At 37.9% G+C, this 13,667-nt stretch carries 16 protein-coding genes; 5 read left to right on the top strand and 11 right to left on the bottom strand.

The features are described 5' to 3' along the window. Positions 1 to 2 precede the first annotated feature (2 nt). From NYE73_RS04510 to NYE73_RS04500, 3 genes are all read right to left on the bottom strand, one after another. The gene (locus NYE73_RS04510; protein ID WP_221679716.1) at positions 3 to 770 is read right to left on the bottom strand and encodes an enoyl-CoA hydratase/isomerase family protein; all 768 of its coding nucleotides are present in this window, start codon (positions 768 to 770) and stop codon (positions 3 to 5) included. A 163-nt stretch (positions 771 to 933) separates the two neighbouring features. Then, a complete protein-coding gene (rpmF, locus tag NYE73_RS04505) occupies positions 934 to 1,107 on the bottom strand; it encodes a 50S ribosomal protein L32 (protein ID WP_004224819.1) in 174 nt (57 codons plus the stop codon). A 24-nt stretch (positions 1,108 to 1,131) separates the two neighbouring features. Further along, positions 1,132 to 1,665 carry a YceD family protein gene (locus NYE73_RS04500; RefSeq protein ID WP_004224818.1) on the bottom strand — a complete coding sequence of 178 codons (534 nt, stop codon included), beginning with the start codon at positions 1,663 to 1,665 and terminating at the stop codon, positions 1,132 to 1,134. Positions 1,666 to 1,832: 167 nt separating this feature from the next. Between NYE73_RS04500 and NYE73_RS04495 the strand changes: the two genes are divergently transcribed. Next, positions 1,833 to 3,044, top strand: coding sequence for a nucleotidyltransferase (locus NYE73_RS04495; RefSeq protein ID WP_259950993.1), 1,212 nt, complete (start codon positions 1,833 to 1,835; stop codon positions 3,042 to 3,044). Positions 3,045 to 3,088: 44 nt separating this feature from the next. On the opposite strand, the gene NYE73_RS04490 is transcribed toward NYE73_RS04495, so the two are convergent. Further along, positions 3,089 to 4,135, bottom strand: coding sequence for a SepM family pheromone-processing serine protease (locus NYE73_RS04490; protein WP_048394679.1), 1,047 nt, complete (start codon positions 4,133 to 4,135; stop codon positions 3,089 to 3,091). Positions 4,136 to 4,394: 259 nt separating this feature from the next. On the opposite strand from NYE73_RS04490, the gene NYE73_RS04485 reads away from it, so the two are divergent. After that, the gene (locus NYE73_RS04485; RefSeq protein ID WP_340815125.1) at positions 4,395 to 5,153 is read left to right on the top strand and encodes a hypothetical protein; all 759 of its coding nucleotides are present in this window, start codon (positions 4,395 to 4,397) and stop codon (positions 5,151 to 5,153) included. 59 nt (positions 5,154 to 5,212) lie between these two features. Here NYE73_RS04485 and coaD read toward each other — a convergent pair whose 3' ends face one another. The 3 genes from coaD to NYE73_RS04470 all read right to left on the bottom strand — a co-directional run bounded on the left by coaD (position 5,213) and on the right by NYE73_RS04470 (position 7,765). Next, the gene (gene coaD / locus NYE73_RS04480) at positions 5,213 to 5,704 is read right to left on the bottom strand and encodes a pantetheine-phosphate adenylyltransferase (protein WP_004224812.1); all 492 of its coding nucleotides are present in this window, start codon (positions 5,702 to 5,704) and stop codon (positions 5,213 to 5,215) included. A gap of 1 nt (position 5,705) precedes the next feature. Beyond that, positions 5,706 to 6,272 carry a 16S rRNA (guanine(966)-N(2))-methyltransferase RsmD gene (rsmD, locus tag NYE73_RS04475; protein WP_048394681.1) on the bottom strand — a complete coding sequence of 189 codons (567 nt, stop codon included), beginning with the start codon at positions 6,270 to 6,272 and terminating at the stop codon, positions 5,706 to 5,708. A 71-nt stretch (positions 6,273 to 6,343) separates the two neighbouring features. Then, entirely contained in the window at positions 6,344 to 7,765 is a 1,422-nt protein-coding gene (locus NYE73_RS04470) for an RNA polymerase II (protein ID WP_259950994.1), read from the bottom strand. A 56-nt stretch (positions 7,766 to 7,821) separates the two neighbouring features. Between NYE73_RS04470 and NYE73_RS04465 the strand changes: the two genes are divergently transcribed. Next, on the top strand, positions 7,822 to 8,211 hold the full coding sequence (locus NYE73_RS04465) for a DUF7147 family protein (protein ID WP_036077099.1): 390 nt from the start codon (positions 7,822 to 7,824) through the stop codon (positions 8,209 to 8,211). 2 nt (positions 8,212 to 8,213) lie between these two features. Here the strand turns inward: NYE73_RS04465 and NYE73_RS04460 are convergent, their stop codons facing one another. Further along, on the bottom strand, positions 8,214 to 8,486 hold the full coding sequence (locus NYE73_RS04460; RefSeq protein WP_004224806.1) for a YlbG family protein: 273 nt from the start codon (positions 8,484 to 8,486) through the stop codon (positions 8,214 to 8,216). A 400-nt stretch (positions 8,487 to 8,886) separates the two neighbouring features. Here NYE73_RS04460 and NYE73_RS04455 point away from each other — a divergent pair, with 400 nt between their 5' ends. Further along, the gene (locus tag NYE73_RS04455) at positions 8,887 to 9,798 is read left to right on the top strand and encodes a glycerophosphodiester phosphodiesterase (RefSeq protein ID WP_048394685.1); all 912 of its coding nucleotides are present in this window, start codon (positions 8,887 to 8,889) and stop codon (positions 9,796 to 9,798) included. 90 nt (positions 9,799 to 9,888) lie between these two features. On the opposite strand, the gene NYE73_RS04450 is transcribed toward NYE73_RS04455, so the two are convergent. Continuing rightward, the gene (locus tag NYE73_RS04450; protein WP_259950995.1) at positions 9,889 to 10,941 is read right to left on the bottom strand and encodes a tartrate dehydrogenase; all 1,053 of its coding nucleotides are present in this window, start codon (positions 10,939 to 10,941) and stop codon (positions 9,889 to 9,891) included. 103 nt (positions 10,942 to 11,044) lie between these two features. Next, positions 11,045 to 11,491 (bottom strand): YlbF family regulator, encoded by a 447-nt coding sequence (locus tag NYE73_RS04445; RefSeq protein ID WP_004224800.1) that lies wholly within the window; start codon positions 11,489 to 11,491, stop codon positions 11,045 to 11,047. A gap of 87 nt (positions 11,492 to 11,578) precedes the next feature. On the opposite strand from NYE73_RS04445, the gene NYE73_RS04440 reads away from it, so the two are divergent. Beyond that, complete coding sequence (locus NYE73_RS04440; protein WP_259950996.1) at positions 11,579 to 12,079, top strand: PaaI family thioesterase; 501 nt, start codon at positions 11,579 to 11,581, stop codon at positions 12,077 to 12,079. Here the strand turns inward: NYE73_RS04440 and NYE73_RS04435 are convergent. Beyond that, on the bottom strand, positions 12,060 to 13,532 hold the full coding sequence (locus tag NYE73_RS04435) for a UDP-N-acetylmuramoyl-L-alanyl-D-glutamate--2,6-diaminopimelate ligase (protein WP_048394690.1): 1,473 nt from the start codon (positions 13,530 to 13,532) through the stop codon (positions 12,060 to 12,062). The genes NYE73_RS04440 and NYE73_RS04435 overlap by 20 nt on opposite strands. Positions 13,533 to 13,667: the final 135 nt, after the last annotated feature.

The raw sequence follows: 13,667 nt of genomic DNA, 5'->3' as shown, positions 1-13,667 counted from the left end.
CATTACTTATTATTCTTCTTTGTCAAGAAATTATTAACTGCTTGATGGTGCGCTTCACTTTCCCACAACTTTGCACAGGTACGAACTTCTTCCATCACACGCTCATACATATTTCGTTCACGCCACTTTCTAAGCTCAATCTCCTTATAAGCTTTATGAACAGAAGGATGAATTTTTCGCATATGTTCAATAAAATCGTTCAAGGCATCTTCTTTTGAGCCTTCAAAAACACGCATAGCCCATCCTATCTCATATAATAATTGCGCAGGGTAAGGCTTCGCATCCACGAGCATCTTCATCGCACGATCATGACGCAAACCTCGTTCAAATAAATATGTACCGCCACCCCAGCCACTTGTAATGGCTAGTGTTCCTTGAATAAATCCACATTTCGCATGGCTAGCTACTAAACGAAAATCACAAGCTGTTGCAATCTCACAGCCCCCTCCAACAGCAGTACCATTTATAAGTGCTATAGTTGGTACAGGAAGCGTAGCAAGGTCATATAATATTTTCCCCATCTTACTTAACATACCAAATGCCTCATCCTCTGTTTCCAATGAATGAAACTCAGATAAATCCCCTCCTGAGCAAAACGATTTATCGCCAGCACCAGTCACTACTAAGAAACGCACATCTTCATGCCCACGAATATATGTAATGACTTCTTGAAGACCGTTCATCACCTCATCATTGACAGCATTCCGTTTCTCTTCACGGTTAATGGTAAACGTCATAATGCCATCATGATTGCCAATCGTATAAGACATATTACTACCCCCTTTGTCACAATGAATAAATTGTATCACACAATTATTTCACTATTGTAAAGAATTTCATAATCAACGAAATATTCCGTCTTTTTAAGCAAACAAAAAGGCTAGTAAAGAGCCATGGTCTCTCTACTAGCCTTTTAAGTGAGCAAACACTGTATTATTTGCTTACTACTTCTTTACCTTTGTATTGTCCGCAAGCTTTGCAAACACGGTGTGATAATTTAGCCTCACCACAGTTAGGGCAAGTTACCATACCAGGTACAGATAATTTGAAATGCGTACGACGCTTTCTTTTTGCAGTTTTAGAAGTTCTTCTAAATGGTACAGCCATTGATGGCACCTCCTTACAGATCGTCTATTCGTCTGTTTGATCAAAATACTTAGCTAAAGCAGCTAGTCTTGGATCCACTTTTTGTTCGTCAGCTTTTTTGTGTAGCTCTACGTCTTCATCTGTTGCATAAGACCAATTTTTACCACCATGCACTTGTCCTTCAGAATCTTCCTTGAACACTTGCATTGGTACCTCAAGCAAAACTAATTCCTCAAGAACCGGTTTCATGTCGATGACTTCACCGTCAATATAGTGAATGTCTCCGTCATCGTCTCCTCGTTTATCTTCGTCAATCCAGCTAAAAATTTCAACTGTCTCAACTTCAATTGGAAACTCAACATCCTCCCATGTGCGAGCACATGGTAGTGTTAACGTTGCTGTCACAGTTAACTGACATGTCATTTGCGATGCACCAAAAGTACATAGCCCTTTTACATGAACGGGCGAAATTGCTCGAATATCCTGGTTTCGCTCCATCACTTCATCCAGCTGGACAAAGGCATCGATTGGCATCCCGTTTTGGCGGTATTTAGATAATTGATGAATTGACCATTTCATTCGTTTAATCACCTCGAGACAACACTGTTGATTATATAATGTGTAAAAATAGATGTCAAGATAATTTCTTGTCACCACTTTAAAACCCACCTATAATTATATACTATGAGAAGTGTATTTACTCCTAACAGTTTAAAATAAAGACACAAATTATAAGGGGGAGAAGCATGCAAGCAGTTGGAATTGTTGTTGAATATAATCCTTTTCACAACGGACATGCTTATCATTTAGAACAGGCTAAAAAAGCAGCACAGGCAGATCTCGTAATCGCTGTTATGAGCGGCACATTTTTACAACGTGGAGAACCTGCCATGGTAGATAAATGGACACGTACTAAAATGGCACTTTCTGGCGGTGTAGATATTGTTATTGAACTGCCTTATGTCTATAGTACAGCACCTGCTACAGATTTCGCAAAAGGAGCCATTTCCTTATTAAGTGCTGTTGGTTGCAACTCTTTTGCCTTTGGAAGTGAAGACGGCTCTATACAGCCCTTTCTAAACACTTTCGAGCTGATTGACAGCCACCGTGCAGAATATGACCTGTTCATTAAAGACAGCCTTAAAACAGGTGCCAGCTACCCAAAAAGCCTACATTACGCCTATGAACAGCTTTCTCAGATGTACCCTGCTCCATACATCGATCTTGCACAACCAAATAATATATTGGGCTTTCATTATCTTGAAGCAGCGAGGGCACTTAACAGCAACATTAAACCATTAACAATTCCTCGCGTTGCAGCAGGATATCATGATGCATTAAAGGAAGATGCATCGATCGCCAGTGCCACTGGCATACGTAAAGCCCTTGCCTCTACAAATTCTTTACAAAGTGTACAAAATGTTGTTCCTACAGCTACTTTTGATTATTTAACAGACTGGCATACAAAGTATAACCAATTTGCAAGCTGGGAAACATTTTGGCCGTTATTACAGTTCACCATTATAAGACATACCCCTTCAGAACTTACTCGTTATGCAGAAGTAACAGAGGGCATAGAAAACGCAATTGTAAAAGCAGCCAAAAACAGCTCTACATTTTATAGCTTTATGGAAAAAATAAAATCTAAGCGTTATACTTGGACCCGCCTTCAACGGATGATAACACATATCTATACAGGGTTTACCAAAAAGCAGCTTCAAAGTTTTAACGCGCCCTCTTTTATTCGGCTATTGGGTATGAGTTCGACAGGACAAGCTTATTTAGGTCAGCAAAAAAAGAATATAGAATTACCCTTAATCAGTCGAGTTGCAGCTACAAATGATGCGATGTTAGCTATCGATATACATTCAGCAGAGCTTTATAATTTAAGTATCGAGCAAGGAACAAAGGATTTTACGCTGCCGAAGGATTATCAAACACCACCTATTCGTTGCTAAAGACATCAAAAGGGATGCTAAAGTCCTTTTAGCATCCCTTTATATTATTTTGGTTGAAGTTGCTTTAAATAATTGATAGCATCGTCAACGCTCTTCACTGGAACGATTTTCATTTTTGTTTTAATCTCTTTGGCCGTTTTGACAGCCGTTGCATAATTCGATTCTAGCTCTGGGTACTTCGCTTTCATTTCTTGAGAGATTTCATCATCTGGTGCAAAAAAGATTTCCATGCCGTCACGATCAGCGGCAATAACCTTATAGTCTATTCCACCAATTCTTCCAACAGATCCATCTATTAGCATTTCACCTGTTCCAGCAATTGCATAGCCTTTTGTTAAATCTTCATCAAGTAATTGGTCTAATATTTCAAGTGTAAACATCAGTCCAGCAGAAGGTCCCCCTATATCCTCTGTTTTCATCGTCACTTTCGGATTAGTTTCAATCGATTTGCTTTCAGTATAAGAAATACCTAAACCCGCTCTATGTTCTTGGGCGTTAGGAATTTCCTGTAGTGTAATAGTCTCCTGGTGTTGTTCTTCATTACGTATAAATTGAATGGTTACCTTATCGCCAAGCTGCTTAGGTTTTAATAGATCCACAAGCATTTGCTGGCTAGTTATTCTTTGTCCATCAACCTCGACAATTTCATCACCCGCTTTTAAAATACCGTCCGAAGCTCCTCCGTCTAAAACGTTTAATATGAATACACCATTAAAAAGTACCTTTGTCTCTAGCCCTGCTCTTTGGAAGGCTACATATTTGGCATTAAATTGTGAATCAGACATTAACTTTAACTGTCGAATATTATATTCCTCATCATCCTCTAAAGGATTTCGTACTTGTTCAATATCCATTAGCTTTTGATATTTTTGAACTTTCGCCCACAAATACGAAAATGGTGTGGCTTGCTGCATAGCAACTGTCATTAAACTTAAAGACCCCTCACTATCTGCCTCTTTACTATCCACAGTAACAAATTTACTGACATCATAGGCACTGCCAGGTTTCATAATATACGCGTCTAGTCGGTATAACATCATAAAACAAATCACGACTATCAACACTGCATAAATACTAATTTTTTTCTTCACTTGAAAACACCTCCTAGGACGCTTGCAAAACCATACGTTCATGTTTTTGCCTTTCTCACATATATTGATTTTAGCATTTGCCTATGTGAATGACAAAAAGTTGAAACGAGATGATAACATGTTTGCTACAATTCAAATAGTGCTCTGCGTAATTCTAATTCTCTTACTCTTGTTATTCCCACAAACCGCTCACAGTGGTACTGATTTAGGCTTAAATCTTTTCATGGAAGCACTTTTTCCGTACTTATTGCCGTATCTTGTGTTAACACAATGGCTTCTGCGTTTAACAGCCCCTATGCGTACCAAAACAAAAAGGGCTTCTTTATACGTACAAGCCTATATTATTAGTGCTCTTGGAGGCTATCCAACTGGTGCAACCACTATTGTTTATTTGAAAAATAGTGGTCAATTACACCCTAAAGAGGCAAATTTCTTGCTAGCTGTTTGTCATGCACCTAGTCCACTTTTTGTATTAGGTTTTGTAAGCCTTGATTTACTACACAGTAATACGTTTGGATGGTTGTTTTTATGTTTACTACATACGTTTAATATTTGTTGCCTAGTAACTGGCTACTTTTTCTTTCGCAAAACTGATTCACCTAATATCTCCGTACACAACACACCACTCTATAGTGCTCCATTTTCGGAAAGTATTAAAGAAACAGCCCCAACCATTCTACTAGTTGGTACAACCATCATCTTTTTCACAACGATTCAAACCATTGTACAACAAGGCTTAGATCAGCTGATACCAAAGCTTCCCTATACGATTGAGCTTTCCATAGCAGCTGTTCTGGAGGTAACGAACGGTCTTAAAATGACAGTTACAGCATTTCCAGATCTTCCTTATATCCATTTACTTGTTGTGATTTTGTTAACGATGCAAAGTATAAGTATTCACTTACAAATTTTTGTTATCGCCAAATCTGCAAAACTTTCTGTACGACCTTATATTAAATTCCGCCTCCTTAGCATAATCATTGTACCAACTATTTATGCTCTATTTTTTCTAAAATAACAATCGCTCTAAATATCAAAAAAGAGGATGTCATCGTTCTTTTGACATCCTCTGCATCCTTATTGTGTAAAACCATATTTTTCTTTTAAAGCCTTTACGACACATGTAGGGACTAGCTCGTTAACATCACTACCGTATTTCGCAACCTCTTTTACTATACTAGAACTTAGGAATGAATATTGATTTTTCGTCATGATGAAAAATGTTTCGATTGTTTCATCAAGGAAACGGTTCATAGATGTAATTTGCATCTCATATTCAAAATCTGAAACTGCTCGTAAGCCACGAACAATTGCCTTCGCCTTTTTTTCCTTAGCATAATCAATCAATAAGCCTGAAGAACTCTCTATACGAACATTAGGTAAGGTTTTTGTCACTTCAGCCATCAAAGCCATACGTTCCTCTACAGAAAACAAAGGATTCTTTGCTGAATTGTTTAATACTGCTACATATACGATATCAAACACATCAGCCGCACGTTTAATTATATCTAAATGGCCGAATGTTACAGGGTCAAAACTTCCAGGAACTACAGCAATTTTTTCAGACAACTTATTCTCCCTCTTCCTCTGTACAGCGATAAACAGAAATAATTGTTCCGCCATAGGTTTCTTGTCTTGTTAAAACAAACTCCCCAAAATTTTGAGGTAATCCTATCTCTTTTGCATGTTCACATAAAATAATACCATCTTGTTGTATTTTACGGTTATCGACCAAAATCTGTACGAGGTCATAATATTCCTGCTGATGGTAAGGTGGATCTAAAAAAACGAGTTTAAATGTAATATCACGCTTTAATAGCGCTTTCACAGCGCGCTTTGCATCTATACGAAAAAGCTCTGTATATTCTTCATAACGGCATTTTTTTATATTTTCTTGTAGCACCTGGAATGCTTTAGGATCTTTCTCAATAAAAATAGCACGTTCTGCTCCTCTACTTAATGATTCAATCCCCAAGCCACCGCTTCCAGCAAACAGATCTAACGCTAAACCTCCATCAAAAAATGGCCCAATTATATTAAAAATGGACTCCTTTACTTTGTCAGTTGTAGGCCTTGTCGTATTTCCTGCTATTGCTTTAAGCGGCATTCCTTTGCGCTCTCCTGCTACAACTCTCATATCAGCATCTCACCGTACTTTCGTCTATATAAAGTATTTTGCAGCGAAAGGTTGGCCCTCCGCTGCAAAAGTTATTGTTGCTCTTGTTTTAATACTTGAATACGCTCATCCTTTTTTTGTAGTTCAACTAGGAATAATCGTTGTAACCAAGCTTCTTCTACATAATAATGATCAGCAATCTTAATGATTGGTTCAGAGATAGTCGAATACCTACGCTGGTTGAATACATAAAATCCAGGCTCTTTAGGGAAACGGAATGTACGATGCTCACTATTTACATAATAGCCATTCTTTCCTTCCGCAGCTGAGTAGCCGAGGTAAGGCAATAATGTATCTGCCGTATACAATACCTGTCCCTCATAGAGAATAACATGAACATCTTCCTTCAATGTATCATCCACATAGACATCACGTGCATCCTCAAATAAAAGTGGATAGGTTCCATTTTGCTGAGCTGCATTTAATGTAAAATAAGATGTCTTGGCATCTAATACCTGTGATAAGTACTTGTCCATTGTATCTGGTGAAATCGATTCATCTCCAAGCTTTTTCAATGTTTCCTGCCAAGCTTGTTGTTGAGCATCCGTCATGTAATCATTTAATGTCTTGATGATTTTCTTTGTTTTTTCTCCACCAATTGGATCGCTTATTAAATAGGATGCCACAACCTCAGGCAACCATTCTGGGGAATCTACAAAATTATATTGTGATTTGATTTGTGATAAAATTACTTCTTGCTCTACAGCTTGTGCAGTAAGTGTTGGTAAAAATAACAATCTTTCGTCATGAACTGCTACTGGACTTTTTTCTTGAATAATTGCAATATGCTCATCACTTAGAAGCTGTAAATTTTTTAATGACTTTAGAAAATCATTAGGGACTTCTTGCTCGGCATAAATTGATAACACCGGTGTCTGTTCTTGCGCTTTAAGCTCCCCGGCTTGCCAATATAAATCTTGAACAGTACCGTTTCCTCTAAACATTGCGTAATTGACAAGTACAAGTTGTTGTTGACCTACTAGGGGCAAACCCGTAACCCATTGTCCTTTCACCTTACTGTCTGTAGAAATTGAAACAATTGAATACGATGCTTCACCATTTATTAGTGTAGCAAAAACATTTTGAAGGAGCATCTTATTTTTTAAGCCACCCTCAATTGGAATTATGTATGACACAGATTGTGATTTTGTCTCCCCTTTTGCAAAGTAAGAAACTTCATCTGATAAACGATCACAGCTTTTTTCATTTTCAATAAAGCAACTAGCGTTTGTTGCTTTTTCAGGCCATTTAATTTTCACCTTTTGATTTGGTAGGTTTTTAAAATGTTGACGAATATCTAAGCTATTTTCGCGATAGACAATTTCTATTTCCTGAGAATAATGAAAATCCCCTATGCCTGTTTCTAAATCAGATGAATAAGCATGGTATTGGAAAAATACAGTTCCTGTAATGATTAGTGCTAAAATAGAAAAAAAGCTTAATGCAAATTTCATGTGCTTGACCTCCCGCAGCATGATACTATGAATATTGGAAAGGATGTGCAATTATTATGCCACAACAATTTATAGAATTAGGTGAAGGCTATGGTGATGTTTACGAGCTACTCGAAATTATTAAAACCAACCAGGAACGTTTTCATCAAGCCTTTTTACTAACATCTACAAAAGAAGACAAGAAGGTGATTTCTTTAGCTGTCGCCCTTAAACCAGTCGGCGAAAGTAAGTTCATGCCTATTTATATTTGTCGAGAAGGCATCCCATACAATGAAGAACAGCCAACACAGCGACAAAAAATGTTTGAAGCACAAATAGAACAACTCGGTCGAAAAGCAGTAGTTGTAGAAATAAAGCACTCATCTATATTTTCGGAATCAAAACTATTTTATCAATACTTAATAGGTATATTAAGACTAAATAACTATATACCTGCATTAACATAAGTTTATAGACCTACTTTGTAGTCATATTCCTTTGCTTTATCTGGTTTTGCATTTTCATATTCAGTTTTTACAAAAGGACGATAAGACGCCACAACGTCTTTCACAAATGGAAGGCGTTGTAGTTTTGTTGTCATCATGTCAATATCCTCACGATCGCAGTAAAGCACTACGTATTTTTGCCTTCTAGAAATATAAAGAACATGACCATATTTCCGAAGTGACTTCGCATGTTTTAATTGATGGACGTAAACGATTAGCCCTTGTCGTTCGTTCATAGTGGATTCCCTCATTTCTTACATAAAAGAATACCATAGACCAGAAAATGATAGCAACAGAGTTTAGCTGACAGAACGCTCAATTTTCCGTTATAATGGAAAAGCATACGACGTTGAACATCGTGAAGATGAATCAGTTGTTTTAATTAAATTCAATTGTAGCATCATTACAGGAACAGAAGAATGCTGAAAGATGATCATGCCTCAAATGAACCCTTTACAAGACATTTGCACCTCCATAATGATTGTTTTTCAAATAGGATGGCAAAAATCGGCATAAAAAAATCATCATTCACTTATATAACTAATTTTAATAGTAGGCCCTGTACTTACTACTATTGATTAAACAATGAATTCACTACTACTTTTTATATGAGGATAATTGTTAAGGAGGACGAATATGGGTAAGAAAACAAAAATTGCGCTTGCAATTGCAGCAGCAAGTGCAGCAGCTTGGGCAGGCAGTAAAGCTATTTCAAAACCACAGCAACGCGAAGGTAAACAAGCATTACAATTCGAACGCCCCATAATTCTTGCACATCGTGGCGGAGCTCTTTTAGCACCAGAACATACAATGGTTGCATTTGAAAAAGCTGCACAGCTAGGTGTCGATGGCTTTGAAATCGACATTCGCCTAACAAAAGATGAGGAAATTATTGTTTTCCATGACGAGACAGTTGAACGTACAACGGATGGCTATGGTCTCATTGCAGATATGACGTTGGCAGAAATCAATGCCTTGAACCACGGCTACCAATTTGAAGATTTAGAGGGAAATTTCCCATATCGAGAGGATAAATTAAAAGTCGTAACTTTACGAGAGTTGCTTGAAGCCTATCCAAATATGTTAATCAACATTGATATCAAAGATGCTCCTGATACGTACGAAGGGAGTCTGATGCCTTCTAAACTTTGGCGCTTAATTGAAGAACTTCAAGCTGAACATCGTGTTGTTGTGACAAGCTTTTATGGTGAGCAAATAGATCGTTTTAATTTATATGCTCAAAATCAAGTAGCACTTGGTGCAGGTGAATCAGATGTCAGAAAAGCATTTGCTTCTTTCTCAAGTCAGTTTGGACATTTATATCACCCTAAAGTGGATGTTTTTCAAATCCCTCCAAAGTCAGGGGTTATTGCATTAGATTCTCCTAAATTTATTCAGTTTTTAAACAACCTCAATATTCCTGTCCACTATTGGACAATCAATGACCTAGATACGATGAAAAAATTACTCAATAATGGAGCAAAGGGCATTATTACAGATCGTCCGGATATTGCAGTTGAGTTATTACAAGTTCAAGAGTCTAAATAAGACTAGGAATGAAAGGGAAGCACACTGAACTGATGTGCTTCCCTTTCATGTAAATGTTAGATCCATTATTACTTCCCATTACAGTAATACTTAAGTTAAATAATCTATGATTGCATCAGTTACTTCTTGTAGTGTGGCAGCTCCACCCAAATCAGGCGTTTTTATACCCCGCGCTAATGTTTGCTCTATAGCATTCAATATCCTTGTTCCCACATCTTGATAACCAAGAAAATCGAGCATCATCTTACCTGTCCAAATTTGTCCAATAGGATTGGCAATTCCTTGACCAGCTATATCTGGTGCAGAACCATGGACAGGTTCAAACATTGATGGATATAGCCCTTCAATGTTTAAATTTGCTGCAGGTGCAATACCAATGCTTCCCATAATGGCACCGCCTAGATCTGTCAAAATATCCCCAAATAAATTCGATGCTACGATAACATCAAAATTTTCTGGCTTCATCACTAAAAATGCCGCTAGTGTATCAATATGATTAGATGCTTGACCTACCTCTTCATATTCTTTTCCTACTTGAGTAAACACTTCATCCCAAAAAGGCATGCTATATGTAATCCCATTTGATTTTGTAGCACTTGTCACATGTCCATTACGTGTTTTGGCTAATTCAAATGCATAGCGCATCGCCCGTTCTGTACCCTTTCTTGTAAAAACAGCATTTTGGATTGCCACCTCATCTTGTCCACTATGTATTCTTCCTCCGCTTTCAGCATACTCCCCTTCAGAATTTTCCCTTACAACAATAAAATCAAAATCATTTGGTTGTCGTAAAGGTGATGGTAACCCTTGAAGTAGCTTTGCAGGTCGTACATTAATAAATTGCTGTAGCTCACGTCGAATTTTAATGAGAAGGCCCCATAATGATACATGATCCGGAACCAAGTTAGGCATACCAACTGCACCTAAAAATATTTGGTCATACTGTTTTAACAGCTCTATGCCATTATCAGGCATCATTTTTCCTGTCTCTAAATAGTATTCACAGCCCCATGGAAAAATTGTCCATTCAAATTGAAAGCGTCCATCTAACAAAGCTGCCTGATCAAGAACTTTTATTGCAGCTGGCACAACCTCTTTTCCTATTCCATCCCCAGGTATTACGGCAATTCGATAAGTTTTCATTAATGCTTCCTCCTTGAATTTAATTATAAAAAAGACTGTAAACTAACTCAGTTGCCTTCGAGTTGTCTACAGTCTAGAAGAGATATGTTATATATACATACTATTACGCTGAGCAAGAGCATGAACCGCCCGAGCCACATCCACCTCCGCAAGATGAACCAGATGCAAAGAATGGATTACTAACAGGAACTTTTACCGCTTCAGAGACCGTTTTTCCTATTAATAGGCTAATCTCATCCAGTAAATCCTGAAAATCGTTTTCAGCAATTTTCAAGGCTGAAACTTTCTCATTTAAGTCAAGTGCCCTTTTCTGTTGGCGAATCGACTTCATAATTGTATGGTAGTCCGGATGATATTTTCCGAAACGTTGTACATCTTCGTACTGCTCTTTCATGCGATTAAATGCATATATAGCCTCTACAATTTGTGCATCACTATATACAGCTTCATACGCTTGTTGTAGCGCCATCGCAGGTTCTGAGGAAAGAATCATCTCACAAAGCGCTTCCGCCTCATCCAAAATGATTACCCAGTCAGAGGTCATCATCATCTTTAATTCCCCCAATCTCTTTCCCATCATAACAGATTTTATGGTAATTTTACATTAATGATAATTTTAATGAAAGAGGTTTTCCAAATGATGACAACATCTAAGGAGCAGGTTGAACAGTTAGTGGCCGAGATTTTACAAGACAGTACCGAGGAAGATGAAGAAGTTTTATTACATCTTTTAAATGGCCTACGGGAGAAACAGCAAGGCATTCACCGTCGTTATATTAATGCTACTTTACATATGGTAGGTAAATTTGAGCCTGAGGTCAGTGAGGTCCGTATCCCTATTACACCGGTCATCCATAATACGATAAAGGTGCCACACGGAGGTATTGTTGCAACGATTGCTGATGCCGCTATGGGAGGGCTTGCTTCGCGCTATGTGCCTGAGGGCTATAATGTAGTTACTACGAACATGAATATATCGTATATTGCTACCACTACAAATAAAGAATTGATTGCACGTGGTCGTTTTGTTCATAAGGGACGCCAAACGCTTGTCATGGAATGTGATATTGAAGATGAGACTGGTCGCAGGCTTGCCATTGCTACAGGATCTTTCTTCGTTATTCAGCGTCGTCCGTAATTAAACTCGCAAAATAGTCTTTAATACATTGTTGATCGGAAAAAGGGAACTTTTGATTTTTAATTTGCTGTGTTTGTTCATGCCCTTTTCCGGCAACAAGGACAATGTCTCCCTTTTCTGCCTTTGCTAATGCTTGATGGATAGCAAGTTTGCGATCTAAATAAATTTCATAATATTGTTGCTCTGTAAAACCAGCAATAATACTTTCATTAATCACAATAGGATCTTCATCACGAGGATTATCTGTTGTTAAATAAATAACATCAGCATATTTACTTGCTACTGCCCCCATTGCAAAGCGTTTCGCCTTGTCTCGATTTCCTCCACAACTGAAGACAAGGTAAATTGTTTTAGAGCGATCAAAGGTTTGCAATACTGCTTGCAATGCTTCTGCTGTATGGGCATAATCTACATAAACATCAATTCCTAATGGATTTTCAATCTTCTCTAGCCTGCCCTCTGGTAGCCTTAACGACCACATATGTCCAACTATATCTTCCATAGGGACACCTAAGCGCCATACAGCCATTAAGGATGCAACAGCATTTTGCACATGGTATTTACCGACAAAAGGAATTTCTACAATATGCTCACTCGCGGAAGTCTGTAAACAAAGTACGGTTTTTCCAACTGATTCACTGACGATTTGAATATGTAAATCATTGTGATTATCAAAACCAAATGAGCAAGATTTTTTCTTATCATAAATACCAACAGAACGGCAAAAATTATCATCTCCATTTAATACTAGCTTTTTTGATAAATCCGCTAAACGTTTCTTGGCACGTTTATAAGCTTCTAAACCTCCATGATCTTCTAAATGATCTTCTGATAAATTTAAAAATACACCACAGTCAATGTCACAATGATCGAGCCTATGCTGCTGCAACCCCATTGAAGAAGCTTCTAATACAACATGGGTCACACCTTTTCGCACACATTGCTTAAGAATGGGGTGTAATTCTTTAGCTTGCAATGTTGTTAATTGCTCATAAGCCGTTTGTTGTTTCTCACCATTGATGAAAAAGCCAACCGTTCCAATAACTGCTGCATGTTTATGTAGTGCATTTAGAAGCTGACTAACAAAATGGCTCACTGTCGTCTTTCCATTTGTACCTGTAATGGCGATAACAGTTAAAGCTTCTGCTGGAAAAGCAGCAAGCTTCGCACTTGCATACGATAAAAATAATGCTGTATTTGGAACCCATACAAAAGGAATTTCTTTATCTATAATTGGCAAAGAGATACTTTCTTCTGAAACGATGGCAGCAGCTCCACGTGCCAATGCCTCTTTGACAAACCGACTTCCCGATGTTTTTTTACCTTTTCGCACAATAAATATATCACCAGGTTGTACCGCCTGTGCATAGTCCTCTACACCAGTAATTTCTGTTCGTATAGATCCTCCCGTCACGCTACATGGCCAGTCTTTTAATAACTCTGCTAATTGCAAACCTCATTCCCCCTTTCAGTTCTCTATCATATGACGGCGTTTGTAACGGTGTGACGAAAAATGTAGAAGCCTAAAAGAAGGAGAAACTCCACATAAAAAATGAAGACAAGCCCGTTTGTTGAAAGCTTGTCTTCA

It is taken from the genome of Lysinibacillus sp. FSL K6-0102, from assembly GCF_038003545.1.
In the GTDB taxonomy this organism is placed as follows: domain Bacteria; phylum Bacillota; class Bacilli; order Bacillales_A; family Planococcaceae; genus Lysinibacillus; species Lysinibacillus capsici.
The sequence above is the reverse complement of the archived record's forward strand: the minus strand, read 5'-3'. Positions and strand labels throughout refer to the sequence as shown.